The 26,014-nt window shown below is 70.0% G+C and carries 17 protein-coding genes and 6 tRNA genes; 9 read left to right on the top strand and 14 right to left on the bottom strand.

What is annotated here, in order from left to right; translation table 11 throughout:
* Positions 1 to 101: 101 nt before the first annotated feature.
* The 10 genes from ACFYPJ_RS33440 to ACFYPJ_RS33395 form a co-directional block, all read right to left on the bottom strand.
* Positions 102 to 1,400, bottom strand: coding sequence for a cytochrome P450 (locus tag ACFYPJ_RS33440; RefSeq protein WP_389025264.1), 1,299 nt, complete (start codon positions 1,398 to 1,400; stop codon positions 102 to 104).
* A 93-nt stretch (positions 1,401 to 1,493) separates the two neighbouring features.
* Positions 1,494 to 2,096, bottom strand: a complete 603-nt coding sequence (locus tag ACFYPJ_RS33435; RefSeq protein WP_389025262.1) for an ATP/GTP-binding protein — start codon at positions 2,094 to 2,096, stop codon at positions 1,494 to 1,496.
* Entirely contained in the window at positions 2,071 to 2,445 is a 375-nt protein-coding gene (locus ACFYPJ_RS33430) for a DUF742 domain-containing protein (protein WP_389025260.1), read from the bottom strand. The genes ACFYPJ_RS33435 and ACFYPJ_RS33430 overlap by 26 nt, the downstream gene beginning before the upstream one ends.
* Positions 2,442 to 2,843: a roadblock/LC7 domain-containing protein gene (locus ACFYPJ_RS33425; RefSeq protein ID WP_389025258.1), complete on the bottom strand. Its 402-nt coding sequence runs from the start codon at positions 2,841 to 2,843 to the stop codon at positions 2,442 to 2,444. Before ACFYPJ_RS33425 ends, ACFYPJ_RS33430 begins: the two co-directional genes overlap by 4 nt.
* The gene (locus ACFYPJ_RS33420) at positions 2,840 to 4,036 is read right to left on the bottom strand and encodes an ATP-binding protein (protein WP_389025257.1); all 1,197 of its coding nucleotides are present in this window, start codon (positions 4,034 to 4,036) and stop codon (positions 2,840 to 2,842) included. Before ACFYPJ_RS33420 ends, ACFYPJ_RS33425 begins: the two co-directional genes overlap by 4 nt.
* Before the next feature lie 772 nt (positions 4,037 to 4,808).
* Positions 4,809 to 4,881, bottom strand: a tRNA-Lys gene (locus ACFYPJ_RS33415).
* 154 nt (positions 4,882 to 5,035) lie between these two features.
* Positions 5,036 to 6,589: an amino acid permease gene (locus ACFYPJ_RS33410; protein WP_389025255.1), complete on the bottom strand. Its 1,554-nt coding sequence runs from the start codon at positions 6,587 to 6,589 to the stop codon at positions 5,036 to 5,038.
* Positions 6,590 to 6,835: 246 nt separating this feature from the next.
* Positions 6,836 to 9,100 (bottom strand): DEAD/DEAH box helicase, encoded by a 2,265-nt coding sequence (locus ACFYPJ_RS33405; protein WP_389025253.1) that lies wholly within the window; start codon positions 9,098 to 9,100, stop codon positions 6,836 to 6,838.
* Between the two features lie 225 nt (positions 9,101 to 9,325).
* Positions 9,326 to 9,838, bottom strand: coding sequence for a hypothetical protein (locus ACFYPJ_RS33400; RefSeq protein WP_389025251.1), 513 nt, complete (start codon positions 9,836 to 9,838; stop codon positions 9,326 to 9,328).
* A gap of 82 nt (positions 9,839 to 9,920) precedes the next feature.
* Entirely contained in the window at positions 9,921 to 10,271 is a 351-nt protein-coding gene (locus tag ACFYPJ_RS33395; protein ID WP_389025250.1) for a metallopeptidase family protein, read from the bottom strand.
* Between the two features lie 83 nt (positions 10,272 to 10,354).
* Between ACFYPJ_RS33395 and ACFYPJ_RS33390 the strand changes: the two genes are divergently transcribed.
* From ACFYPJ_RS33390 to ACFYPJ_RS33370, 5 genes are all read left to right on the top strand, one after another.
* A complete protein-coding gene (locus ACFYPJ_RS33390; RefSeq protein ID WP_389025248.1) occupies positions 10,355 to 11,944 on the top strand; it encodes a metallophosphoesterase in 1,590 nt (529 codons plus the stop codon).
* A gap of 80 nt (positions 11,945 to 12,024) precedes the next feature.
* A tRNA-Glu gene (locus ACFYPJ_RS33385) sits at positions 12,025 to 12,097 on the top strand.
* 43 nt (positions 12,098 to 12,140) lie between these two features.
* A tRNA-Asp gene (locus tag ACFYPJ_RS33380) sits at positions 12,141 to 12,215 on the top strand.
* Positions 12,216 to 12,238: 23 nt separating this feature from the next.
* Positions 12,239 to 12,315, top strand: a tRNA-Phe gene (locus ACFYPJ_RS33375).
* A 382-nt stretch (positions 12,316 to 12,697) separates the two neighbouring features.
* Entirely contained in the window at positions 12,698 to 15,181 is a 2,484-nt protein-coding gene (locus ACFYPJ_RS33370; protein WP_389025246.1) for an MFS transporter, read from the top strand.
* 186 nt (positions 15,182 to 15,367) lie between these two features.
* Here ACFYPJ_RS33370 and ACFYPJ_RS33365 read toward each other — a convergent pair whose 3' ends face one another.
* Positions 15,368 to 17,218, bottom strand: coding sequence for a hypothetical protein (locus ACFYPJ_RS33365; RefSeq protein ID WP_389025245.1), 1,851 nt, complete (start codon positions 17,216 to 17,218; stop codon positions 15,368 to 15,370).
* A gap of 731 nt (positions 17,219 to 17,949) precedes the next feature.
* Between ACFYPJ_RS33365 and ACFYPJ_RS33360 the strand changes: the two genes are divergently transcribed.
* Positions 17,950 to 18,027 (top strand) — tRNA-Asp (locus ACFYPJ_RS33360).
* 111 nt (positions 18,028 to 18,138) lie between these two features.
* Here the strand turns inward: ACFYPJ_RS33360 and ACFYPJ_RS33355 are convergent.
* Positions 18,139 to 18,516, bottom strand: coding sequence for a hypothetical protein (locus ACFYPJ_RS33355; protein ID WP_389025243.1), 378 nt, complete (start codon positions 18,514 to 18,516; stop codon positions 18,139 to 18,141).
* Between the two features lie 498 nt (positions 18,517 to 19,014).
* Here ACFYPJ_RS33355 and hrpA point away from each other — a divergent pair, with 498 nt between their 5' ends.
* From hrpA to ACFYPJ_RS33340, 3 genes are all read left to right on the top strand, one after another.
* Positions 19,015 to 23,043: an ATP-dependent RNA helicase HrpA gene (gene hrpA, locus ACFYPJ_RS33350; RefSeq protein WP_389025241.1), complete on the top strand. Its 4,029-nt coding sequence runs from the start codon at positions 19,015 to 19,017 to the stop codon at positions 23,041 to 23,043.
* 128 nt (positions 23,044 to 23,171) lie between these two features.
* Positions 23,172 to 23,246, top strand: a tRNA-Asp gene (locus ACFYPJ_RS33345).
* 384 nt (positions 23,247 to 23,630) lie between these two features.
* Positions 23,631 to 23,822, top strand: a complete 192-nt coding sequence (locus ACFYPJ_RS33340; RefSeq protein WP_389025239.1) for a DUF6274 family protein — start codon at positions 23,631 to 23,633, stop codon at positions 23,820 to 23,822.
* 486 nt (positions 23,823 to 24,308) lie between these two features.
* Here ACFYPJ_RS33340 and bldC read toward each other — a convergent pair whose 3' ends face one another.
* Both bldC and ACFYPJ_RS33330 read right to left on the bottom strand, forming a co-directional pair.
* Complete coding sequence (bldC, locus tag ACFYPJ_RS33335) at positions 24,309 to 24,515, bottom strand: developmental transcriptional regulator BldC (RefSeq protein WP_003949541.1); 207 nt, start codon at positions 24,513 to 24,515, stop codon at positions 24,309 to 24,311.
* Between the two features lie 514 nt (positions 24,516 to 25,029).
* Complete coding sequence (locus ACFYPJ_RS33330; protein ID WP_389025237.1) at positions 25,030 to 25,875, bottom strand: hypothetical protein; 846 nt, start codon at positions 25,873 to 25,875, stop codon at positions 25,030 to 25,032.
* Positions 25,876 to 26,014 lie beyond the last annotated feature (139 nt).

Here is a 26,014-nt window from a genome sequence, read left to right as displayed (position 1 = left end):
CTCCTTCTGGCTGGCTGGGCGTTACCGGTACCGCCGGAACCTACCCGTCCCCTCTCTGCTGTCATGCACCCCAGTGTGTTGCTCCGGTCACATGCCGCTCATTACGCACGGAAGATGTCCAGGAAACTGCTCCAGAACCCCTTCTTCCTCCCCTCCTGCCACTGGGAGTTGGCCTGGGCGTTCTGCAGGGCCTGGTCCCCCCCGGCCGACTGGGGCAGGTTCTGGATCGCGGCCGCGACGCGGTTGGCCGGAGTGGGGCTGAAGGCGACGGGCAGCGTCACCAGCGCGCGGTGGAACGGCCCGGGGCGCCACTGGAGTTCCGTCTCGGGCACCGCCAGGGTGATGTCGGGCAGCGCGTTGAGGAGCTGCTCGATCGCGGTGATCGCGATGACCTGCGCCGGGTCCTTGGCCGGGCAGGCATGCGGACCGGCTCCCCACGCCAGGTGGGCGCCCCTGCTGTTCGCGCGCCGGGCCTCGGCGAGCGCCGGGTCGCTGTTGGCGCCGGCGAAGGAGATGACCACCGGAGTGTTGGCCGGGGCCACGACTCCGTCCAGGTCGACGTCCTGGACCGGGTAGTGGGTGGCGTAGTTGGCGATGGGGGTCAGGTTCCACAGCACGTGATCGATGGCTTCCTCGATCATCATGCCGCTCTGCCGGCCGCCCGAGCCGGTCAGCAGCAGGAGCAGGACGTTGCCGATCAGGTTGCGCTCCGGCTCGACGCTGGCGCCCATCATCATGACCAGCTGGTCCTTCAGCTCCTCGTCGGTCAGGCCGGCCGGGTGCTGGATCAGCCACGAGGTCAAGTCGTCGCCCTGCTGCCGCCGCTTCAGGGCGATCAGCTCCATGAGACAGGAGTTGAGCTGATCGTTCGCGCGCAGCGCGTCCTTGCCGTCGAAGATCGCCGACATGGCGGCGGTGAGGGTGTCACCGATGTCCGCGGGGCAGCCGAAGATCTTGTTGAACAGCAGCAGCGGCAGCAGCTTCGCGTAGTCGTTGAGGAGGTCGGCGCGGCCTCGCTCGCTGAACTGGTCGATGAGGTAGTCGGCGATCGGCTGGACGTCCCGGCGGATCCGGGTGATGTTGAGCTTGGCGAGGCTGTCGGTGACGGCCTTGCGCAGCCGAAGGTGCACGGCACCGTCGGTGAACAGGCAGTTGGGCCGGTACGCCATCATCGGCAGCACGGGGCTGTCCATGCCGATGAGCCCTTCGTTCAGGGCCTTCCAGCGGCGGGCGTCACGGGCGAAGAGGGACGAGTTCTGCAGCACGCGCAGTGCCATCTCGTGGCCGACGACCAGGGTCGCGTCGACTCCCGGGGCGAGTTCCACGGGTCCGGCCGGACCGTGGGCGCGCAACTGGTCGTAGACCCGCTGCGGGTCCGCGGCGAACGTCGTGTCGTGCATGGGGCATCTGGCGCCGGTGGCAGCTGGCGCTGTCTGACGGTCCATGTTGGTCCTTAGTGCGTGGGGGGGAGCGGGGTGTCGACGAGACGCGAATCAGGCCGCGCGCTCTAGGAGGTGGCGCACGAGTCCGATCAGCGCGCGGGCCGACGACACGCGGTCCCGGGCGTCGCAGTAGATGACGGGGGTGTCGGGCAGCAGGTCCAGGGCCTCCCGAACCTCCGCCTCCTGGTACACCTTCTCCGGCTGGAAGCCGTTGACGGCGATGGCGTACTCCAGGCCGTACCCCTCGATCAGATCGATGACGGGGAAGGACTCCTCCAGCCGGCCGGGGTCGACGAGCAGCAGCGCGCCGAGCGCGCCGCGGGCCATGTCCTCCCACAGCTGCATGAAGCGCTGCTGACCCGGCGTACCGAACAGGTACAGCACCAGTTCGTCGCTCAGCGTCAGACGGCCGAAGTCCAGGGCGACGGTCGTCGTGGTCTTGTCCGTCACCCCTTTGAGGTCGTCCACGTGGAGCGAGGCCTTCGTCATCTTCTCCTCGGTACGCAGCGGAGTGATCTCCGACAGCGAGCCGATGAGGGTCGTCTTGCCCACGGCGAAATGACCGACGACCAGGATCTTGGCCGCGTTGGTCACGCCGCTGGAGACGTAGATGGATCCGGCGGCCGTCTCAGCCGATGAGGGATTGGAGCCCATGGAGAACCTTCTCTAGGGTCGCTCTGTCAACGTTCTCGGCCCGGGGCGGCTCCGCGCGGCGGAGCAGGTACCCCTGTTCCAGTAAGTCGGTGAGCAGCAACCGGGTCACACCCACCGGCAGACCCAGGTGGCCGGCCACCTCGGCGACCGCCAGATAGCCTCCCGAGCACAGGTCCCAGATCGCCCTGACCTCGGGGCCGGCCCCCAGCGGAAGGGTTCGCTCGGGGGCCAGGATGACCAGGGTGTGCAGCGCCAGTTCATCGGACGACGGCAGGGTCCGGCCGCCGGTGATGACATAGGAGCGGACGAAATCGCTGGTGACAGACGTTTCCTCGTTGGGTGTCGTCATGCGCCCACACCGTGGTCCGTACGGGGTGCCACGCTCATCGCCTTGCTCAGCGCGGTCACCGTCTTCTGCATCCGGAAGGACATCGCCTCCATGTCCACGTCGAGGGCGGCCGAGACGGCGAGGTAGGAGCCCTGTCCCGCCGCGATGAGGAAGATCCAGCCGTCGTCGTACTCCAGCAGCGTCTGCTTCCAGAAGCCGTGTCCGCCGCCGGAGAACCCCGCGACCGCGCGGCTCAGCGACTGCATGGAGCTCATCGCCGCCGCGTTGGTCTCGGCGTCGTCCCGGGAGATGTCGTCCGAACGGTGCAGCAGCAGGCCGTCGCCCGATACGAGGATCCCGTGGCGGGCTCCACGGACCTCCAGGACGTCGTTCAGCACCCACGACAGGTCGGTGTTCACTGCTGAGGTCCTTCCGTGGTGTTCAGGGTCCGCCCGCTCCGGGTGCCGCGCGCGAACGCTCCGAGACGTGATGCGGTCACCTCGCTGGCCGGCTCGGGGGCCGGCTCGGAGGACGCAGGGTCGGGTGTGGGTACCACCGCGATGGGGCCTTGGCGCCGACGGCGCTTCGGCAGACCTCCCGTGGTCGTGCCCACGACGTGCGAGGGGCCGACCGGGACCGGGGCCAGCCGCTGCCGGGCGGGCTGGTCCTCCTCGATGTCCTCGGGTTCCGGGGCCGGTGCGGGAACGTCCACCGCCAGGAGACTTTCCGGGACACGGATCACGGCACGCACTCCTCCATAGGGGGACACCGAACCGACGGAGACCGAGAAGCCGTAGCGCGCGGCGAGCATGCCGCACACCGCGAACCCGAAGCGCGGCGGATCACCGAGGCCGGTGATGTCGACCGCGCTCTCGGCGGACAGCAGGCGTGCCGCCCGGTCCTTGGTCTCCTGGTCCATGCCCAGACCGGCGTCGTCCACGATGAAGCAGACGCCGGTGGGCACGGCCTGGATGTTGACCTCGACCGGGGTGCCGGGCGCGCTGTACGTGGTCGCGTTGTCCAGCAGTTCGGCCAGCACGACGGCCACGGGTTCCACCGCCTTGCTGGCGACGGACACGCTGACCTGCGAGTGGACGCTGACCCGGTTGAAGTCCTTGATCCGGCCCTGGGCGCTGCGGGCGACGTCGTACACGGTGGCGAGGCCGTCGCGCCGGCCCAGCCAGCCGCCGCACAGCACCGCGATGCCCTTCGCACGGCGGCCGAACTGGCTTCCGGTGTGGTCGACGGCCATCAGGTCGGCGAGGACTTCCGACTCGTTGCCGTACTTCTTCAGCAGCCTGTCGAGCATCAACTGCTGTTCCTCGGCGAGGGACTGCAGCGTTCCCATGGCCGACTTCAGCACGGCCTTGGTCGCCGACTCGGCGTCCGCGCGCACGTCGGAGAGATCCCGGTGATGCTGATCGTTCAGGGTGGCGACGTGACCCTGGAGTTGTGCGACCTGACCATGGGCGAGGCCCAGGCCGCTCTCCAAGTCACCTTGTTTTCTTCGGAGTACGAGATTGGTTCTGCGCGCGCGCGGCAGAGCGAACGCCGCGGCGGCGAGCACCACGATCAGGATCCACAGAAGCGGATCCTGGAGAATTGACTTCATGAGACTCTCTTCAACTCGCATCGTGCCGGACGTGCGGTTGGTCCACTGTGCAGCGGAAGGCCCGGCCCACAGGAGCCCTGTGGACCTACAGGCGGACCAAGCCTTACTCCTTAGCGATGGGGCTTTAGAGACTGTCCCCCGTACGCGTACATGACGCGCCGTCAGCCTACGAAAAGTGCGATGATCGTATCAGGGGCAATGGACCCAGGGCCAAGACTTCACTGCTCCTGAACATCCCCCGGCCCTCACGTCCGGATCGTCCACCGAGGTCGTCCACAAAGGACCGTAAAGGATCGTAGAGGATTCGCCTCGGACCGTGCTGGCCCGGCCCAGGCCACGATCGATGCGGCGGTCGATGCAGCAGATCAGGGCAGAACAGGGCGGCGGACAGCACCCGCTCCAGCACCTGCCGCGGACCGGCCGGCCGATGAACCCGCACACCGCCCGACGCCCTGTGACCGCCTCGTGAACATCCGGCATCACCCACCCCATCCCCCTGCTCCGCCTGTCCACACGCGGACAGACCAGGGTCGCGAACAGTTCAGGATCACGAACGGTCCGGGATCGCGAACGGTCCGGGCAGTCCGGGGTCGGCGAGGGTGACATCGACGTGCCCGAGCCCGCGGCAGCATCCGGCCCGACGTCAAGCCCCCGCACACCCGCTCACGCATCGCTCCCGCACGAGCCCGAAACAAAGTCGGCGCCCGAGTCGACCGAAGCCGACCCGGACGCCGCGTAGCAGGTCAGAGGCTGTCCCCCGCCTGCCAAGCCGTAGGCCCTGTCGGACTCGAACCGACAACCAATGGATTAAAAGTCCACTGCTCTGCCAATTGAGCTAAGGGCCCGGGCGATGTTGCCTCCCCGAGCATAGCCGCACGTGGCCGTATCGCCGATCGGGTATCGGGGACACGGCCGCGTCGGCGGGACGGAAGGGGCCGGTACGGACCGGAATCGGGGGGCAGGGCAGGCGGGCCGCGGCGGTGGGACGTCGTCGGGCCGTCAGGGATCCGCCGGTTCCGGGGCCGCCGGACGGGGCTCGTCCCGGGGCTCGTCCGGGGACGGGCCCCGGTTCCGTGCGTGGCCGGGGGCGAGGAACCAGTGCCGGGCCGAGGCCAGCCACCAGGCCGCGGCGAAGCCGAGGACGACCAGGACCGCGACCGGTGCGTAGTTGAAGGTCTCCCAGGTGACCGGGGAGACCTGGGGCAGCATGAAGAGGACCGTGATCACGCCGACCCAGGCCACCGCGACGATTCCGATCGGCTGCGACCACCGGCCCAGGTGCCACGGCCCGCGCTCGAACGCCGCGCCCTTGCGGACCCGCAGCAGCGTCGGGACGACGTACGCGATGTAGAGGCCGATCACGGCGATCGAGGTCACGGCCGCGTACGCGGTCTCGTTGATCAGGTAGGGCAGGCCGAGCACGAGCGCGCCCGCCGCCGCCAGCCAGACCGCCGCCACCGGGGTGCGGGTGCGCGGGCTCACCGTGTGCCAGACGCGCGAGAAGGGCAGTGCCCCGTCCCGCGAAAAGGCGTAGATCATACGGCTGTTGGCGGTCACCGAGGCCATCCCGCAGAACAGTTGCGCGCCGATCACCACGAGCAGCAGCAGCTTGCCCGCGGTCGCGCCGAGCGCGTCCAGCAGGATCTGCGCGGGTGGCGCCCCCGTCGGCGACGCCAGCTCCTTGTCGTACGACTGGATCGCGAAGGTGAACCCGAGGAGAAGCACGAAACCGGCCACCCAGGACGTCCAGATGGAGCGGACGATGCCTTGGGGACCCGCCGTCGAGGCGTCGTGCGTCTCCTCCGTCATGTGGGCGGAGGCGTCGTAGCCGGTGAAGGTGTACTGCGCCATCAGCAGGCCGATCAGCACCACGTACATGCCGCTGCCCCAGCCCGTGTTGTTGACGAACTCGGTGAACACGAAGGACGCCGACTGGTGCCGGTCCGGTACGAAGGCCAGCGCGCCGACGATCAGACCGACGCCGAGCACGTGCCACCACACGCTCACGCCGTTGAGGAAGGCGACGATGCGGACGCCGAAGGTGTTCAGCAGTCCGTGCAGCAGCAGGATCGCGGCGAACAGCAGGATGGTGCGGCCCGGGGTGACCTCGAAGCCGAACTGCAGGTTCAGGTAGGCGCCGAGGAAGGACGCCGCACCGAAGTCGATGCCCGCGGTCACCGCGACCTGGCCGAGGACGTTGAACCAGCCCGTGAACCAGGCCCAGGCGGCGGCCGAACGCGGCGGCGCCAGGCGGTGCGCCCAGAAGTACAGGCCCGCCGACGTCGGATAGGCCGAGCAGATCTCGGCCATCGACAGGCCCACGAACAACGTCATCAGGCCGACCGCCACCCATCCCCAGGTGATCACCGCCGGGCCGCCGGTGTTCATCCCGAAGAGGTAGAGCGTCAGACAGCCGGACAGGACCGAGATGATCGTGAAGGACACGGCGTAGTTGGAGAACGCCGACATCCGGCGGGCGAGGACCTGGGTGTAGCCGAGCTGGGCCAGCCGTTCCTCGTCCGACGGCCCGCTCTCCCTAGCGTCATCTGTCATGTCCCCAGCGATTCCCTCGTCCATGGCGTGACATGCGCCACAGGGTGGCCGGGAATCGGCGGATACGACAGGGGAGTGAGAAGACAGAGGGCCCGCACGAGCGCGTCGTGCGGGCCCTTCGTCCGTCGGCGTCCCTCGGCGTCCGCCGGGGTTCGCCCTTCGTCCGTCGTCTGACGACGTCTGTCTGCGTCCGCCGGCCTCCGTCGACGGTGAACGGCGACGTCAGCCGTCAGCTGCTGTCAGCCGTCAGCCGTTGCGCTTCCAGCGCGGCTTGTCGTCGCGGCGGCCGACGGAGCCGGAGCCGGAGCCGGAGCCGCGGTGGTCGTCGCGGCGGGCGTACGGGCGGTCGTGGTTGCCGGCCCGGAAGCCGGGGCGGTCGCCCTGGCGGTCCCGGTTGAACGGACGGTCACTGCCACGGTGTCCGCCCCGGTCGTCCCGGCGGAAGCCACCGCGCTCGTCACGACGCTCGAAGGAACGCCCACCGCGGTCACGGTCACGGTCGAAGGAACGGTCACGGTCGAACGGACGACGGTCGTCACGGCGGTCATCACGACGGTCGTCGCGACGCTCGTCACGACGGAAACCGCCACGGTCGTCACCACGCTCGAAGCCACGGCCGCCCCGGTCGTCCCGGCGGAAGCCACCGCGCTCGTCACGACGCTCGAAGGAACGCCCACCGCGGTCACGGTCACGGTCGAAGGAACGGTCACGGTCGAACGGACGACGGTCGTCACGGCGGTCATCACGACGGTCGTCGCGACGCTCGTCACGACGGAAACCGCCACGGTCGTCACGACGCTCGAAGCCACGGTCCCGGTCGCGGTCCCGATCCCGGTTGAAACCGCCGCGCTCGCCACGGTCCGCACGCTCGCGACGCTCGTACGAGCCCGAGCCCGCCGGGCGCTCGGCGCGCTCGGGCCGGTCGACGTCCTGCGCCGTCGGCTGCTCCGGCACCGACACCTCGGCCACCGCCTCCGCCGCGGACGCCTCCGCGGCCTCGGCGAGCGCCGCCGCCGGGTCCTCGCCCCGCTCCCGGGCGGCCCTGGCGACCAGCCGGTCGGCCTCCTCGCGCAGCTCGCCTGCGCGCCGCTGGGCGCGCTCCAGCTGCTTGGCGAGCTGGGTGACCTCGCGCTCCGCCTGCTGGGCGGCGTTGCCCGCGGACTCGGCCTGGACCTCGGTCATCGAGCGGGCGCCGGTGATCTCGGCGACCTCCGGGTCGAAGACGGCACTGCCCTGGATGATGTGGCGCGCGGCGTCCACGCCCGCGTCCTCCATCAGCCGGAAGATCTGCCGCCGCTGGTGCGGCAGCGAGAGGGAGACGACCGTGCCGGTGCGGCCCGCGCGGGCGGTGCGGCCGGCCCGGTGCAGGTAGTCCTTGTGATCACCGGCGGGGTCGACGTTCAGGACCAGGTCGATGCCGTCCACGTGAATACCGCGGGCGGCGACGTCCGTGGCGACCAGGACGTTGACGTACCCGTCCTTGAAGTCGGCCAGCGTCCGGGTGCGGGCGCCCTGGGTCATGCCGCCGTGCAGCGCGTCGGACTTCACGCCCGCGTCGCGCAGCTGCTCGGCGACACGGTCGGCGCCCATCTGCGTACGGACGAAGATGATGGTGCGGCCCTTGCGGGCGGCGATGGCCGCGGTGACCGGCGCCTTGTCCTTGGGCTTCACGATCAGGATGTGGTGGGACATCGTCGTGACGGCGCCCTGGGCGGCGTCCACCTCGTGCGAGACGGGCGAGGTGAGATAGCGGTCGACGAGGGTCTGGATCTCGTTCTCCATGGTGGCGGAGAACAGCATGCGCTGGCCGCCCGCCGGGACCTTGTCGAGGAGTTCGGTGACCTCGGGCAGGAAGCCCAGGTCGGACATCTGGTCGGCCTCGTCGAGCACGGCGATCTGGACGTCGTCCAGGGAGCAGGCACCACGGTCGATGATGTCGCGCAGGCGGCCCGGGGTGGCCACCAGGATGTCGACGCCCCTCTCCAGGGCGTAGATCTGGTTGCCCATGGACGTACCGCCGCAGACGACCTTCATCTTCAGGCCGAGGACATCGCCGTACGGCTGGAGCGCGTCGGCGACCTGCATGGCCAGCTCACGGGTCGGGGTGAGGATGACGGCCCGGGGGCGCTTCTTCTCGGTGCGGCCGCCCGCGAGCCTGGCCAGGGTGGGCAGACCGAAGGAGAGGGTCTTGCCGGAACCGGTCCGGCCGCGGCCGAGGATGTCCTTGCCGGCCAGGGCGTCCGGGATGGTCGCGGCCTGGATCGGGAAGGGGACGCTCACACCGTTCTGCGCGAGCTTGCGCACGATGCCCTCGGGCAGACCGAGGTCGGCGAAGCTGATCTGGGGGGCGTCACCGGACTCGGCGGCCTCGGCGTTCCCTGCGTTCTCTTCGTTCCCTGCGTTCTCTGCCTGGTCTGCGTGCTCGATGCTCTCGGGCGCTGCGACGTTGTCGGACCCGTCCACGTGATCGTTCTCGGACGCCACGACGTGATCAGTACTGGACACGGACATGCGAATGCGAAACCTTCCGGAGTCTCGTCGGCACGCACCCGTCAACTCCGTGATGTGCAATACGACCGCCTCAATGCGGTCAGCCACGGCAAAGGAGAGAACGCGCCACACGGCGCGCTCTGCGTTGGCGCCGGGCAAATGGGATCAAACGATCTACCACCATACGCACCCTCCACCCTCGAAGGCAAACCGAGCCCGAACCCCCGGACGGCCACCCGGTCCGGGCTACGCGGGCCGGCCGGCCCGCGGCGCCGGCTCACGCTGCACGAGCTGCGGGGAGGGATCTTCGTGCGCCGAGGAGGACGGCTCCGCCGTCGGCGGCAGAGTCGGCGACGAGGACGGTTCGACGGTCGGCGTCGGGGTCGGCTCCTCGGTGTACGGATCGGACGGCTGCTCCTCGGTCGGCAGCGGATCCCCCGGCTTCTGCGTGTGCCACGGCCCGGACGCCGTGGCGGGTGCGCGGTGCCGCCCCGACGGCGGCTGCGACGCGGACGCCGACTCCCCCGGCTCCGCCTCGCCACGCTCCTCGCGCCGGTCGCCGCCGGCCGCCGGGCCGCCGTACCCGGCACCGGCGCCGGGCACCGCCGCTCCCCCGTCGGGCGCCTTGCCGCCCTCCTGCCCGGTGGACCGCGACGGCCCGGGGCGCGCGGTGTCCGCGCCGACGCTCACGCAGCCGGCGGCCGCGGAGACGGCCAGTACCGTGGCGGCGAAACGGACTGGTACGTACAAGGGGCGCACGGTAGCCACCTCCGAGGGCGGGCAGGCGAAGAAGTCGACCTGACCAACTCCCGCCGCCCGCAAGAAGACACGCGGGCGCCGCTCACCCGTAGCCGAGTGCGTGCAGACGCGCGTCGTCGATCCCGAAATGATGGGCGATTTCGTGCACCACGGTCACCTCGGTCTCCGCCACGACCTCCTCCCGCGTCCCGCACATCCGCAACGTCGGCCCCCGGTAGACCGTGATCCGGTCCGGCAGCACACCCGCGTACCACTCACCGCGCTCGGTCAGCGGCGTCCCCTCGTACAGCCCGAGCAGTTCGGGGTCGTCGGCGGGCGGCTCGTCCTCGACGAACACCGCGACGTTGTCCATCAGCCGCGTCAGCTCGGGCGGAATCCGGTCGAGCGCCTCGGCGACCAGTTCCTCGAACTCCTCGCGCGTCATCTCCAGCACAGGGCCATTGTCGGGCACGGGAGGGCCGTACGAGGGTCACGGACCGCCGCATATCCGCTTCGGTGGCCGGGCATACGGGACCAATGGTCCGCGTCCGCTACTCCGTACCGAAGCGCCTCGTCTCCCTGTCCGAACGCTTCCGCGTGTCCAAGCGCGCCCCCATGCCGCCCGCCCTCGAACTCACCGCCCGGCCGCGCCCCTGGGCCCGCGCCCTCGGCCTCACGGCGGTCGTCCTGGCCGGCGCCTGGCTGGGCCTGCTGATCGTCGGCAACGTACGGGCGTCCGTCGGGCCCATGAACACGACGATGACCCTGCGCCCCTCGCTCACCGGCGGGACGAAGATCAACGTGTCGCCGCTCGGCGCGCTGGCCCTCGACAGCCATGTCGCGCCCGTCCGCCTCGACGTGAACGTCGACCAACTGGACCCGGTGCGCTCCCAGGCGCTGGTCGACCACCCCGAGCGGCTGTCCGGCCTCCAGGACGAAGTCACCCGGGACGTCGAGCACGGCACCCTCGACCTCGCCGTGCGCTCCTGCATCGCCGTCGTCGCCGGCGCCACCGCGCTCGGCCTGGCCGTCTACCGCCGCCCGGGCCGCGCCCTCACCGCCGGCGGCCTGGCGCTGGCCCTCCTCGCCGCCTCCGGCGCGACCGCGTTCGCCACCTGGAATCCCAAGTCGGTCCTGGAGCCGAAGTTCTCGGGCCTGCTCTCCTCCGCACCCTCCGTGGTCGGCAACGCCCGCAGCATCGTCACCGAATTCGACGTCTACCAGAAGGAATTGGCCCGCCTGGTGACGAACGTGACCAAGCTCTACGACGTCACCTCCACGCTCCCGGCCTACCAGCCGGACCCGACCACCATCCGGGTCCTGCACGTCTCCGACATCCATCTCAACCCGGCGAGCTGGAAGATCATCGCCTCGCTGGTGGCGCAGTACAAGGTGAACGTGATCGTCGACTCCGGCGACACCATGGACCACGGCACCACGGCGGAGAACGGCTTCCTGGACCCGATCGCCCAGCTGGGCGTGGCCTACGTCTGGGTCCGCGGCAACCACGACTCCCGTGCGACCCAGGACTATCTGGAGCGCATGAAGAACGTGCACGTCCTGGACGACGGCCGGGCACGGACCGTGGCCGGCCTGCGCTTCGCGGGCATGGGCGACCCGCAGTTCACCCCCGACCGCTCGGCCGCACCCGGCGGCGACCAGGCAGAACAGCTGGCCGGAGACCGGTTGGCCTCCGCACTGCGCGACCAGCGGGCCGCCGGGACTCCGGTGGACGTCGCCATCGCGCACGAGCCCTCGGCGGCCCGGGAGACGGACGGCGAAGTGCCGATCGTCCTGGCCGGCCACCTCCACCACGAGCAGACGGAGGTCTTGCGGTACGGCACCCGGCTGCGCGTCGAGGGATCGACCGGCGGCAGCGGCCTGCGTGCCGTGGAGGGCAAGTACCCGGACCCGATCGAAGCCTCGATCCTCTACTTCGACCGGGACACCCGGCGCCTCCAGGCATGGGACGAGATCGAACTGGGCGGACTCGGCCTGACCACCGCCGAGGTCAGCCGCCATCTCCCGGAGGAGAACCTGCCCGGCGCGAGCCCGGCCACGCCGTCTCCCGGCACCCCCACACCGCCCACGGCCCCCTCCCGGACCCCCGCCCCCTCCGCCTCGTAAACCGTTTTGGCGATACCCCCCGCCATCCCATATGCTTCTCACGTCCCCGACGCGCTGAGAAGCGCCCAGGCGGGCCGATAGCCCTCATCGTCTAGCGGCCTAGGACGCCGCCCTTTCAAGGCGGTAGCACGGGTTCGAATCCCGTTGGGGGCACGCAATTCGTTACATATATGAATTTATTCGCATATGTAAATATGGTCCTGTGGAGCAGTTTGGAGTGCTCGCCACCCTGTCAAGGTGGAGGCCGCGGGTTCAAATCCCGTCAGGACCGCTGAGGTTCCTCGTGAATCTCGTGGCTGGGTAGCTCAGTTGGTACGAGCGATCGCCTGAAAAGCGATAGGTCGCCGGTTCGATCCCGGCCCCAGCCACCACCTTGAGAACGTCCCGGGTGGCATGCCGTCCGGGACGTTCTCGTTGCATACGCCAGCAAGGGCCCACTCATGGCGGCAGTCGACCCCGAGGGTTTCCGGTGCTGACACGGTGCTGACGTATGCACCGGAGTGCCGTGATTCCGGGCTGCCGAGCCCCTCCCGCTCCCGCGCAGAACCCGTGCTCCTCCGGAGTACGAGGCCGAGCCGCAGCACCGCGTACCGGTGGCGCTCGGGAGCTGCCGCTCCGCGAGGGCGACCAGGTGCACACCGGTGACCAGTCGCACGAACCCCTTGACGAGCGTCGGCAGCGGACCGGAAGCGACAGATCCACTCGTGGGTCTTGCGCAGGGAAGGCATCGATCGAGATGACGCATCCGGCACGGTGAACTACCGTGCCGCCGTGGATCAGTTGACCCCCCAAGACCCTGTCCGAATAGGTCCGTACCGTCTGATCTCCCGGCTGGGTGAGGGAGGCATGGGACTGGTGTACCTGGGCCGTTCCGATGCCGGGCGCACCGTCGCGGTCAAGGTCGTCCAGGCGGAGCACGCTCAGCATCCGGAATTCCGCCAGCGGTTCGCCCGCGAGGTAGCGGCCGCCCGGCGGGTGGGCGGCGCCTGGACAGCGGCCGTGCTCGACGCCGACACCGACGCCGCCGTTCCCTGGGTGGCGACGCAGTACGTTCCCGGGCCCGACCTGACCCGTGTGGTGGGCCGTGACTTCGGGCCGTTGCCCGAGGATTCCGTGCGGATACTGGCCCATCGCCTCGCGCTCGCCCTGACCGCGGTGCACGGCGCGGGCCTGATCCACCGGGACCTCAAACCGTCCAACGTGCTGGTGACGGTGGACGGGCCGCGCGTGATCGACTTCGGTATCGCGCGAGCCATGGACACGCTCGGCCCGGACAGCCTGCTCACGCGTACCGGCATGCTGATCGGGTCCCCGGGTTTCATGTCGCCCGAGCAGGTGCGCGGACTCGAACTCACCGCTGCCAGCGACGTGTTCTGCCTGGGCGCGGTCCTCGTGTACACCGCCACGGGGCGGCTGCTGTTCGGTGCCGGGGGCACCGGACTCAACGCCCATCTGTTCCGGGTCGCCGAGGACGCGGCGGACCTGACCGGGGTCCCGGAGTCGCTGCGGGATCTCGTCGGCGCGTGCCTCGCCAAGGACCCGGCCGAGCGCCCCACCCTCCAGGAGGTCGCCGACCGGACCGCCTCGGGCGCCGACGAGGTATGGCTGCCGAGCGCGATCCTGGCCCAACTGGGCCGCCACGCCGCCCACTTGCTGGACTTCGCACCCCAGACGTCAGCCGGACCCGCTCCGGCCGGGTCACCATCGAACCCACCCGTACGACCCGGGCGGCTGCAGCCCTCCGTCTCCCCGCAGACCCTGTACACACCCACCGCTGCGGCGCCCCCGGAGGCCCCGCGCACCTTCGGGCCGCCCCCGGCCATGGACGAGGACCCCGCACGCCCGTCTCCCGCCCCGACCCGGGCGCCGGATCCACGCCGCTGGCGAGGCCTGGCCGCCACGGTGTTCGCCCAGCTCGTCGTGGTCCTCGACGCCGCGAGTCTGCACGCGGCGGCCCCTTCCCTCGCCCGCGACCTCGCCATGCTCACCACGGACTCGCTGTTCGCCGCCTACGGTGTGGCCTTGGTCGCACTGCTGCTGCTCGGCGGACACCTCGCGGACCGGCTGGGCCGCAAACGGACACTCATGACGGGGCTGTCTGCAGTAGCGGTGGCAGCGGTTGTCGGCGCGCTCGCCCCGAGCCCCGGCCTACTCATTGCGGCCCTCGCCTTGCAGGGCGCCGGTGCCGCGCTGGTGGCACCCGCCGCGCTCGCGCTGGTGACGGCCCACTTCGTCGAACCCAAGGAGCGTGGCCGGGCCTTCGGTATCTACGCCGCGGTCACGTTCGGCGGCTGGCCCGTGGGGTTGGCCTGGGGCGGGGTGATATCCGAGTCCGTGGGCTGGCGCAGCTGCCTGTACGCCAACGTCCTCCTCGTACTGATCGCCCTCCTCATCGCGGCCAACCGGGTGCACGACCGCGCGGGGCCCGGCGGAGACGGACCCGGGCTCGCAACGCCGAGCCTGCTGTTCGGCTCCGCGGGCGCCCTGCTCACGGGCTTCGAGTTGTACGGGGTGGGCCATCACAGCTGGGCAGCCCCCTCGGCCCTGGCTCCGCTCGGCATCGGCGTCATCCTGCTCGCGATGGCGGGCGTTCCGCACGCCGCGCGCGCATTCGCCCGCCATCGCGACCGGATCGGCAGCCTGGTCGTCCTGTGGCTGGGCACGGCGGGCCTGTTCGCGCTCTTTCCTGTGATGTCGCTCTCTCTGGGGCCTGCCATGGGCTTGTCGCCGGCAGCGGCCGGCGTGGCCGTGCTGCCAGCGGGCGTTGCCTTCGTCATCGGCGCCACCCGGATAGCCCCCGGCCTGCTGCAGCGCATGGCGCCGCGAAGGCTGATCGCGGCGGGCCTGCTGGCGGCCGCCGTGGGGCTGCTGCCCCTGGGCGGCATCGGATCCGGCAGGGCGTTCGCCTTCGTGCTGACCGGGTCGGTGCTGGCCGGACTCGGTCTGGGTACGGCCATGGCGCCGCTGTTCTCCGTGGCCACGGCGGGCCCGGCGGACCGGGGCCGCGGCGGTGTCGCGGCGGTGACCACCACCGCCCTCCAGTTGGGCACGGCCCTCGGCGTCGCCCTGTTCAGCCGCGCCGAGGTCCCCACCCGGGAAGGCCTCGACACCAGTGCCCTGTACGGCGCCGCCGGCCTCGCCCTCGTCGCGGGCCTCTGCGCGGCGGTGCTGATCACGACCGCCGCCCCGGCGGGCTCCCGGACCCTCGCCCAGGCAGGCTCGCGCCTCCCCGAGTAGCGCAGCACCGGCCGAGGTCGACTCGTCGCGAGGGTTCGCCCGCCGTGTCGCCGGCCGCGCCGCGGGGATGGACACCGGTTCACGTGCATCACATGAGCGCCACCGGCGACGAGAAGAAGGCTGTGCATCCTTCGGCGCCCGGTCCGTCGCGGCCCCGTCCAAGTCCCGGTACGGAGCGGGTGCCCCTCACCCGGTCACGGCCGTCATGGCCGCCACGATGCGTGGCAGAAGTACGGCGTTGGCACTGCCGAGTGACACCCTCACCGCCTGTGGTCGGCCCTGCTCGTGGATCCAGACCAGGCCGTTCGCGACCTCGACACCGGTCAGCGAGCGCCAGTTGGCATCCATGACCCCGCGCAGCGTGAGCCCGTCGCGGTGCACGCGCACCTCGCCGACGGTGATCGACCCGCCCCGCCGGATGAGGTCGAGGTACTTCGCCAGGAGCCGGGGTTCGATGATGCGCTGGACGAAGTCGACGAGGGCCAGCCACTCCGCGGGGTCCGTGGGCCGCTTCCCGCCCCTGCTCCAGCTCAGATTGCGCAGGCCTTCCGGCGAGTCCGTGTACGTGCCCACGCCGAAGGTGTACGTGGTGGTGTACATGGACGGAAACAGGAAGCCCTGGTGCTTGGTACGGGAGACCGGATACCGGACCCACTCGACCTCGTCCCAGTCCAGCGTGTGCCGCCCGTAGGTGATGCGGTGCCGGTCGGCAACCATATGCGTCGACCAACCGACCTTGCTGTCCACGAAGGGGCGCTCGGCCGGCTCGGGACGCGGGCGCTCCACCTGCGCAGGCTCCACACGCGCGGGTTCCGGACGCGCGGGTTCCGGACGCGCGGGTTCCGGACGCGCAGGTTCCGGACGCGGGCGCTCAGCACGCGCGCCGCGTGCTCCCGTATAGCCCGTCAGCCATGTCGGCACCTCGGTCCGCGGGTAGGCGGCGAGGTCGTTGCGGTAGTGCGACGGGGCGAGCAACTGACCGTCGGGCAGGCGCTCGTCACCGTAGTCGTACTCGGTGGAGACCTGCGCACGCCCGTCCGCAGCCTTGGTGACGTTGAGCAGCAGGCGCAGCCACGGGCCGGCCGGCATGGCGGCCGCGAGGTGCCGCTGGCGGCGTACGAGAAGTGCGATCTGCTCGGGGACCCGTACGTCCATCGGCCGTTCGCGGTTCCAGAACGACACGTCGGCCGTCTCGGCGGACACCGTGCACGAGAAGACCGCGGTCATGCGGTCCCACTGCGCCGGCCCGAGCAGGGCCAGTTGCTGCGCAGTCTCATGGGTGAGCGCGGATACCCGGCCCGCGATCAACTCTTCGGACGGGGCGGAGACGACGGTGAATCCCGCGACGGCGCCCGGCTGCCCCGACCGGGCGTCGAGGCGCTCGAACTCCTCCTTGAGGCCGTTCATGAACGACTCCTCGACGGGTGCGCGCCGTACGAAGGCCTCCTCGGCTGTGAACAGGGCCCGTACCTGTTCGGGTGGGATCGCGGTGGTGACCTCCTTGATCCGCCCCACGTCGCTGATCAGGAACACGGATCGGTCGAGCGGCAGGTCGAGGAAGGCCATCGGGTCGCTGTCATCGATGTCGACGGGTGTGTACACGCTCCACCCGGCGGCGAACCGGTCCGCCTCCAGGCCGTGCACCGGATAGTCGAGACCGCGCGCGCTGATGTGTTCCTGGACCAGGACGACGGCGCGCGCCGCGTCGATGCGCCCGCCGGCCCCCGCCGCAGGAGCCTTGCCGAGCGGATGGCTCTCATCCGTCCCGTCGGGCCCCGGATAGTGGTGGGTGAGGTCGAACCACAGACGCAGCTCGTCGGCGGTCACGGCGTCGGTACCGGCGCACACGAGGTCCCAAGTCCCGCCATGGTCACGGGCATAGAGACTCACGGACGCGTCCTGGGCCACGGCCACGTAGTCGCACGCGTGGAGGTCGCCGTACGAGGCGACCACTGCCAGCGGGGGCGGGGTGGTGCGGGCCTCCTGCGCGATCGGCTCACCTCCGACTCCGACGGCGGTCAACACATGGCGGGTCATCAGCACGGCTCCCTTCGCCACCTCAAACGGTGACCGTAGCCCAAGGCGACCATCATGGAGAAGGGGAGCGACCGCTCGCTCCGGTGCGCTCGGTCCGTGTTTGCTGCGGCCGTGAGGGCCGGGCCGTCGGGATGGGCCGTAGACAGTCACGTTCGCACATTTGTGCGACGACTGTGGCCCTGTCGACGCCCTCGCAGTCGTGCCCTCCATCGGAAACCGACCCACCCCACACCCGCTTCAGACTCTGGCGGCCGTTCCGCTCCCCCGGATCCACCGTGCACGATCCCGGAGAGCTGTGTGCGCACACGTGATGTGGCCGGTCACTTCCGCTCCGGAGGATCGCCTCTGCGACCGGTGCCCGTCTCCCCGGCAGGCGTGGCCCCTCGCCTCCGGCATCGACCCCCACGCCTAGCCGCCGGCTACACCGCCGCACCTGGTGGAGCAACGCCGGATATGGCCGGCCCGTCATCACTTGGACGAGCTGCCCCGGCCTGAGCCTGAGGTCCGCCGACCCCACGGGCCGCCTGCGGGCCGCACAGGCGCTGGTGGCCGTGCTGACATGTCAGCAGGGGACCCGGATCGAGGCGGACCGAGCGGGACTCAGGAGGACGGAAACAGGTGGATTGTCCCGGTTCTCCGGCAAAGCTGCAGGTCAGCGCGATAACGATGTCGGGTTCGAATCCCGTTGGGGTCACGCAACACGGTGTGCAACACTGTTGCACACCACGCAAGGTCCTGTGGAGCAGTTTGGAGTGCTCGCCACCCTGTCAAGGTGGAGGCCGCGGGTTCAAATCCCGTCAGGACCGCCAGGGTTTCACGTGAAACCCAGTGGCTGGGTAGCTGCTCTGGTGCTGTAACCGGGTCCAACCGGCCCCGGGCGTACACAAATGGCCGGACATCAGGCCGCATCAGGCCGGAACCTACCGCTCGGAGGCACCAAAGCGATGGAGTTCCACCTGGACTCCGCGTTGCCGGGCCAGCTCCGCGATGCCCTCCACGGCATCCGCCAGCGCGACCCGGAGCCGGTCGAGCTCAGGCCGGCGCCGCTCCCTGTCGGGTGCGGCGTCGACTGCCCGCCAGGCTGCACGGTACGCCTCCTCCAGCGGACCGACCCTCTCGTCATACGCGATTATTTCGTCCAGCGAGAGGGCCGGTCGGCGGCTCCGTACGGTGGCCATGTCCAGCTGAGCGGTGACCGAGATGAGGTCACCGACCAGCCGCACGTGGGCCACGCCGATCTTCCGACTCAGCAAGATGTCGGCCAGCACCGCGTTCCAATGCTCTTCTCCGTCCAACATCAGTTCCCCATCTCCCTCATTCGAGCGAGTCTCGCGGCAGGACCACTCCAAGACGGCGAACCTATCCGCTCACAGCACCAGACGTGCCCGCTGCGTGCCCGATGGAGCGGGACCACAGGGGGACCGGCGGAGAACCACGGTCAATCCGACGCAAGCTCCCAGGTCAGGACAGCCGCAGGTCAGGCAGCATCCGCGTACGGGATCTTCCGAACCGGGCGCACCTGACGGCAGCCTGCCGGCAACGGCAGCGAACGCCGCTGCACGCAGAGCCCGCCAGTTCCCCCGGCGCGTCGGTGTCGCCCGAGTCGGTGGACGGTGGCGGTTGAGGTGGGCGAATCCGGGCGGGGCCGGTCGTTCAACTCGGTTTCCGGGCCGCCTCGGTCGGTGGCCGGCGGTCCTGGAGTCGTCCGCGCCGAACCAAGTCAGCGTGTGGTGGTAATCGGGGCAGGGTTAAATCGTTCGCCATCGATTTCCCCGGGATGAGATCCTGGACGGCGTATGTCTGCATATCCTGCTCCCGCCCCAGGCGCCCTGGCCCCCCGGCTGACCGAGTTGTCGCTGCGTGACGCGCACCGACTCGGGCGGCGGCTGGAAGGTGCGCGCAAGATCCGTAAGCCGGAGGCGCGTGCCACCGTCCTCGTCGAGATCGAGGCGGACATCGCACGGGCCGAGGAGCGTGCCACCGCACGCCGGGCACGCGTACCGGACGTCTCGTACCCCGAACAGCTGCCGGTCAGCCAGAAGAAGGACGAGATCGCCGAGGCCATCCGCGATCACCAGGTCGTGATCATCGCCGGTGAGACGGGTTCCGGCAAAACCACGCAGATCCCCAAGATCTGCCTGGAGCTGGGCCGCGGGGTGCGCGGGATGATCGGGCACACCCAGCCCCGCCGGATCGCGGCGCGCACGGTCGCCGAGCGGGTGGCCGACGAGCTGAGGACGCCCCTGGGGGAGTCGGTCGGCTGGAAGGTGCGTTTCACCGACCAGGTGAACCAGGACGCCACCTTCATCAAGCTCATGACGGACGGCATCCTGCTCGCCGAGATCCAGACCGACCGCGAGCTGCGCGCCTACGACACGATCATCATCGACGAGGCCCACGAGCGGTCGCTGAACATCGACTTCCTGCTCGGGTACCTGGCACAGCTGCTGCCGCGGCGGCCGGACCTGAAGGTCGTCATCACCTCGGCGACCATCGATCCGGAGCGGTTCTCACGGCACTTCGGCGACGCGCCGATCGTCGAGGTCAGCGGCCGGACGTACCCGGTGGAGGTGCGCTACCGGCCGCTGCTTGAGGAATACGTCGAGGACGCAGCGGACGCAGCGGACACAGCGGACACAGCGGACGCCGACCGGGACCAGATCACCGCGATCACGGACGCGGTGGGGGAGCTGATGGCGGAAGGCCCGGGCGACGTCCTGGTCTTCCTGTCCGGTGAGCGGGAGATCCGGGACACCGCGGACGCGCTGGAGAAGAAGAAGACACCGCGCGGCGCCGGCGCCGACTGGCAGCGCACGGAGATCCTGCCGCTCTACGCCCGGCTCTCGCACGCCGAGCAGCACCGGGTCTTCCAGCCGCACTCCGGCCGCCGGATCGTGCTGGCGACCAACGTCGCCGAGACCTCCCTCACCGTGCCGGGCATCAAGTACGTCATCGACCCGGGCTTCGCCCGCATCTCCCGGTACAGCCACCGTACGAAGGTGCAGCGGCTGCCCATCGAGCCGGTCTCCCAGGCGAGCGCGAACCAGCGCAAGGGCCGCTGCGGCCGTACGTCCGACGGCATCTGCATCCGGCTGTACTCCGAGGACGACTTCAACGCCCGGCCGGAGTTCACCGACGCCGAGATCCTGCGTACGAACCTGGCGTCCGTCATCCTGCAGATGACCGCGGCGGGCCTCGGCGACATCGAGAAGTTCCCGTTCATCGACCCGCCGGACCACCGCAACATCCGTGACGGCGTGCAGCTGCTCCAGGAGCTGGGCGCGCTCGACCCGGTCCAGAAGGAGCCCCGCAAGCGGCTGACGCAGACCGGCCGGAAGCTGGCCCAGCTGCCCGTCGACCCGCGGCTGGCCCGGATGGTCCTGGAGGCCGACCGCAACGGCTGTGTGCGCGAGGTCATGGTCATAGCGGCCGCGCTGTCCATCCAGGACCCGCGGGAGCGCCCCGCGGACAAGCAGACCCAGGCCGACCAGCAGCACGCCCGGTTCAAGGACGAGACGAGTGACTTCCTCGCCTACCTCAACCTGTGGCGCTACGTCCGGGAGCAGCAGAAGGAACGGGGTTCTTCGTCGTTCCGCCGGATGTGCAAGCAGGAGTTCCTGAACTTCCTGCGCATCCGCGAGTGGCAGGACATCTACACACAGCTGCGGACCGTCGCGAAACAGATGGACATCCACCTCAACGAGGAGGACGCCTCCGACGACCTGATCCATGTGTCGCTGCTCGCGGGTCTGCTCTCGCACATCGGCATGAAGGACGTGAAGACCACCGGCGGGGAGAGCGGGAAGGGCACCGGGAAGAACGAGTACCTGGGCGCCCGCAACGCGAAATTCGCGATCTTCCCGGGTTCCGCGCTGTTCAAGAAGCCGCCGCGGTTCGTGATGTCGGCGGAGCTGGTGGAGACGAGCCGGCTGTGGGCGCGGGTCAACGCCAGGATCGAGCCGGAATGGGTCGAACCGCTCGCCGCGCACCTGGTGAAGCGGACGTACGGCGAACCGCACTGGGAGAAGGACCAGGCGGCGGTGATGGCGTACGAGAAGGTGACGCTGTACGGCCTACCGATCGTCGCGGACCGCAAGGTCAACTACGGCCGGATCGACCCGGAGGCGAGCCGCGAGCTGTTCATCCGCAACGCGCTCGTCGAGGGCGACTGGCGCACCCCTCACAAGTTCTTCGCGGACAACCGCAAGCTGCTCAGCGAGGTCGAGGAGCTGGAGCACCGGGCGCGGCGCCGGAACATCGTCGTGGACGACGAGACGCTGTACGACTTCTACGACCAGCGCGTGCCGGAGCAGGTGGTGTCCGGGGCGCATTTCGACTCCTGGTGGAAGCAGAAGCGGCACGAGCAGCCGGACTTCCTCGACTTCGAGCGGGAGATGCTGATCCGTGAGTCGGCGGAGGCGGTCACGAAGACCGACTATCCGGACTCCTGGCGTCAGGGCCCGCTCAAGTTCCGGGTGACGTACCAGTTCGAGCCGGGCGCGGACGCGGACGGCGTCACCGTGCACATTCCGCTCCAGGTGCTCAACCAGGTCACGGCCGAGGGCTTCGACTGGCAGATCCCGGGCCTGCGGGAAGAGGTGGTCATGGAGCTGATCCGGTCGCTGCCGAAACCGATCCGGCGGCATTACGTGCCCGCGCCGAACTATGCGAAGGCGTTCCTGGAGCGGGCCGTGCCCCTGCAGGAGCCGTTGCCGGTCACGATGGCGCGTGAGCTGAAGCGCATGGTGGGGGTGCCGATCGAGGCGGACGACTTTGACTGGTCGAAGGTCCCCGACCACTTGAAGATCACGTTCCGTATCGTCGACGAGCGGCGTCGCGGGCTCGCGGAGGACAAGGACCTGGAGGCGCTGCGGCTGCAGCTGAAGCCGAAGGCCAGAAAGGCGCTTTCGCAGGCCGCGGCGGCGACCGCGGAGCGGACCGGCGTCGCGTCGCTGGAGCGCTCGGGTCTGACCGACTGGACGATCGGTTCGCTGACCCGCGTCTTCGAGACACGCCGGGCCGGACAGCCGGTCAAGGCGTATCCGGCGCTGGTGGACGACGGCGACACGGTGTCCGTGCGGCTGTTCGACACGGAGGCGGAGCAGGCCGAGGCGATGTGGCGGGGCATGCGCCGGCTGATCCTGCGCAACATCCCGGTGAACCCGGCGAAGTTCGCCGCCGACCGGCTGACGAACCCGCAGAAGCTCGCCCTGTCCGCGAACCCGCACGGCTCCGTGCAGGCACTGTTCGACGACTGCGCGATGGCCGCGGCGGACCGGCTGATCGCCGATTTCGGCGGCCCGGTGTGGGACGAGGAGTCGTACCGGAAGCTGTACGACAAGGTGCGCGCGGAGATCGTCGACACGACCGTCCGCGCGGTCGGCCAGGTGCAGCAGGTGCTGGCCGCCTGGCAGTCGTGCGAGCGCCGTCTGAAGGCGGTGCGCAGCCCCGCCCTGCTGCCGAACCTGGCGGATGTCAGGGCCCAGCTGGACGGGCTGGTGAAGCCCGGTTTCGTGACCTGGGCGGGGGTGCGGCGGCTGCCCGATCTGCTGCGCTATCTGGTGGCGGCGGACCGCCGGCTCCAGCAGATGGCGACGGGCGTCCAGCGGGACAGCACGCGGATGGCGAAGGTGCACGAGATGCAGGACGAGTACGCGTGGCTGCTGGAGCAGTTCCCGCAGGGCCGTCCGGTGCCCGCCTCGGCTCTGGACATCCGGTGGATGATCGAGGAGCTGCGGGTCAGCTATTTCGCGCACGCCCTCGGGACGGCGTACCCGGTCTCGGACAAGCGGATCGTGAAGGCGATCGACGCGGCCGTACCGTAGTCGCGTTGCCACGCTGGGTGAGTTCGACCAAGGGACGCGCCCTCCTGTAGAGTCTCTTCTCGCAGCGCAACGCACGAATGGCGCCGCGGATCTCCCCCAGTTTTCAAGGCTTCTGGGAGGGATCGTCTGGTCCTGTGGAGCAGTTTGGAGTGCTCGCCACCCTGTCAAGGTGGAGGCCGCGGGTTCAAATCCCGTCAGGACCGCAGTACGGAAGGGCCCGCCCCGGGTGAGGGGCGGGCCCTTCTCGGGTTCCTGCGGCTCCGTGCGGCCATTCCCCCTTCCCGGCCGCTCTCCTGCCGCCGCGCCGCTTGTACCAGCCGCGCCACCCTTGTGCGACCGCCGCGCCTACGGCTCCTGCGCGCCGAGTCGCCGGCTTCCACGCGCCGCACCGCCGACTCCCGCACCGCCGGCCCCCACATCCCCGCGCCACCCCCACGCCGTCCCGCCGCCTGGCCGGTTCGCGCGGCCGGTTCGCGCGGCCGGTTCGCGCGGCCGGATGGGGCCGGGGCGGCCTTGACGGCGTCACATTCCGCGGGTACCCAGAGAAGAGGGCCCGCTCCCCTCGTACGGGCCCGTGGAGGTGGCACATGGCCGCAGTTGCCAGGCACGAGACACGGGCGCTCCTGCGGGCGCATCTGGCGGCTGCCACGTCCTACCGGCATCTGACCCGCCACTGCGCGGTCTGCCACCGTCTGCTGCGCCTGGCGATGGATTCCGCCCCGTCGGCCGCCGCAGTCCCCAAGGACGCCACCACGGACGAGAGCGCCCTCCCGGCATGACCGCCGTCGGCCCAACAGCCGTACCACCGTGGGCCGGTGGGGCACCGAGGAGCGCTTCGGCGCGAGCCGCGGACAGGGCTCCTAGCGCACACAGACCGGCGGCAACAAGATCCTGAACATGTGACGGGTGTCACCGAAGGAGTTTTTGAAAAGGTAGCGCTTACGTCCGCCCTACAACTAGTCGATTTAATATGTGCAATTGCACCACTCTTCCGCCTCGTTCGCGGCGGTTCCGACACCCCTCCCCAGACTCCGACAAGGCCGCTCACCAACCCGCGCCGTTCCGGCCGCCGGCGCACAAAAAAGATCGCGCTGGACCCGGCGGAGTCCAGCGCGATCTACGACGCACCCTGTGTCACTGCCTAGAACATGTGCGATCGGCCTGGGCGTGGGCCCTGTTGGGGCAGGTCCCGCGTCGCTTGGAACTAGGGTTCGGGCGCCGCAGCCAGTTGGGGGACCAGCCGTTTTGCCCGGTTATGGAGTTGTTCAGGCTTCGCTGCGCTGCTGCGGAATGCCCGCGAGCAGTGCGCGGACCTCAGCCTCGCGGTAGCGGCGGTGCCCGCCGAGCGTACGGATGGACGTGAGCTTTCCGGCCTTCGCCCACCGCGTGACCGTCTTCGGGTCGACGCGGAACATCGTGGCGACCTCAGCCGGGGTCAGCAGCGGCTCGGCATCAGGGGTGCGAGCGGTCATGAGCGGCCTCCTCGGGAGAACCGACGTTCTCGGTTCTTTCCTCTAAATTCTGCACCTTGACCCGCGTTGCCCGATATGGCGGACGCGAGTCGAGTCGGTTATAGGACGAACGGCTTGTCCTCGGCACTACAACTACACCATCTGTCCAGCCGCGTCGGCCAAACCGATGGAATTGCCCTCCCAGGTGTTCATCAGCGACGGAAGCCGATGGACCATGTCATAGCGGACAGTCACGCAGGTGTGACGATCAGTCACACTGGCGTTCAGCTGTCACCAGACCCCCCTAAAGCGAGCAATGCGGAGCACTTCCCGGACTCCTTGTCCTATTTTGGCACGAGGAGGGGTAAGAGACGCAAGAGCCGCTTAAGTGCGGTCCATCACCTTTGCGGGATCTTGATGACCCTTGGGGTAAAAGGCCGGATCAGGACCAACGTCCCATCAGGTAGGGAAGTGCCGTCGACCGTACGACGTCCCCGCCGTCACGGCCGTGACCCAGATCACTTTTGACACTTCGTCAGTTTGCGGAGCGGAGATCCCGGACCGTCCGCCAGCGCTCCACGAGCCGGGCGTACGCCTCACCCGCGGCCTCCCCGTCGCCCCGGCGCAGCGCGTCGATGCCCTCGGCCACGTCCGCGGCCGAGTGGTCCCCGGCCAGTTCACCCGGCGGCACCGCGTGCACCAGACCGCCGTAGTCCAACTCCACCAGCGAGCGCGGATGGAACTCCTCCAGCCAGCGTCCGACGTCCAGCACGCCGTCGATCAACGGCCCCTCGTCGACCGCCTCCTTGAGCGTGCGCAGCGCCCGCGCCACCCGGCGCCGGGCCTGCACCATCGGCGTGCGGTAGCGCAGCAGCGGCGGTGCCTTCTCGTCCGTGCCCTCGGCGTACTCCCGCTCCTCGTCGGCGACCAGGACGAACCAGCTCAGCGGCACCTGCCAGGTGGCCGTGCGGATCCACGGCCGGGCGTCGGGGTTGCGGACCAGCCAGCGCTCGTAGTCCTGGGCGGCCTGGCGGCGCACGACCGGCGGCAGCACCGCGTCCAGGACCGCCTGCGGCAGATCCCCGGCCAGTTCCCCCAGCGCCTCCCAGCCCCGCAGCCGGGTACGCCAGGGGCAGACGCAGACCACTCCGTCGACCTCCAGCACGAACGCGTCACCGCTCTCGTGCACCGGCACCGGGATGGGCGGGGTGGGCAGCAAGTCGGCCAGGGAGCGGCGCAGTTCGTCCTGGTAGGACGGGCGGTCGGGGCGGCGGGCGTAGCGGGCCCAGTGGCCGCGCTCCGGCTCCGGGAAGGCGGCCAGCGGCTCGTACACACGCAGGTACGCCGCATAGGGGACGATCACCGAGGACACCTTGGGCACGCCTGCTCCCTCCCCATCGGACCCTGCTCGAAACCCGTGCGCGGCCCGCGCGCGGACCCCGCCCGAGCCGCGCTCGAACGGACGGGAACCACTGCAAATCGTGCCACGCCCTGGGGCCAGCCGACGACGCGCCGAAGTG

The sequence above is a fragment of the Streptomyces sp. NPDC006012 genome, from assembly GCF_042871185.1.
Taxonomy (GTDB): domain Bacteria; phylum Actinomycetota; class Actinomycetes; order Streptomycetales; family Streptomycetaceae; genus Streptomyces.
This window is presented reverse-complemented; position numbering and strand designations above follow the sequence as displayed.

What these genes read in the sequence shown, in the direction of transcription:
- ACFYPJ_RS33365 (WP_389025245.1), bottom strand. Translation starts at nt 17,218, where the DNA reads ATGACCCGCCATGTGTTGACCGCCGTCGGAGTCGGAGGTGAGCCGATC.
- hrpA (WP_389025241.1), top strand. Translation starts at nt 19,015, where the DNA reads ATGTCTGCATATCCTGCTCCCGCCCCAGGCGCCCTGGCCCCCCGGCTG.
- ACFYPJ_RS33435 (WP_389025262.1), bottom strand. Translation starts at nt 2,096, where the DNA reads ATGGGCTCCAATCCCTCATCGGCTGAGACGGCCGCCGGATCCATCTAC.
- ACFYPJ_RS33440 (WP_389025264.1), bottom strand. Translation starts at nt 1,400, where the DNA reads ATGCACGACACGACGTTCGCCGCGGACCCGCAGCGGGTCTACGACCAG.
- bldC (WP_003949541.1), bottom strand. Translation starts at nt 24,515, where the DNA reads ATGACCGCTCGCACCCCTGATGCCGAGCCGCTGCTGACCCCGGCTGAG.
- ACFYPJ_RS33420 (WP_389025257.1), bottom strand. Translation starts at nt 4,036, where the DNA reads ATGAAGTCAATTCTCCAGGATCCGCTTCTGTGGATCCTGATCGTGGTG.
- ACFYPJ_RS33405 (WP_389025253.1), bottom strand. Translation starts at nt 9,100, where the DNA reads ATGTCCGTGTCCAGTACTGATCACGTCGTGGCGTCCGAGAACGATCAC.
- ACFYPJ_RS33430 (WP_389025260.1), bottom strand. Translation starts at nt 2,445, where the DNA reads ATGACGACACCCAACGAGGAAACGTCTGTCACCAGCGATTTCGTCCGC.
- ACFYPJ_RS33355 (WP_389025243.1), bottom strand. Translation starts at nt 18,516, where the DNA reads ATGTTGGACGGAGAAGAGCATTGGAACGCGGTGCTGGCCGACATCTTG.
- ACFYPJ_RS33340 (WP_389025239.1), top strand. Translation starts at nt 23,631, where the DNA reads ATGGCCGCAGTTGCCAGGCACGAGACACGGGCGCTCCTGCGGGCGCAT.
- ACFYPJ_RS33410 (WP_389025255.1), bottom strand. Translation starts at nt 6,589, where the DNA reads ATGACAGATGACGCTAGGGAGAGCGGGCCGTCGGACGAGGAACGGCTG.
- ACFYPJ_RS33390 (WP_389025248.1), top strand. Translation starts at nt 10,355, where the DNA reads ATGGTCCGCGTCCGCTACTCCGTACCGAAGCGCCTCGTCTCCCTGTCC.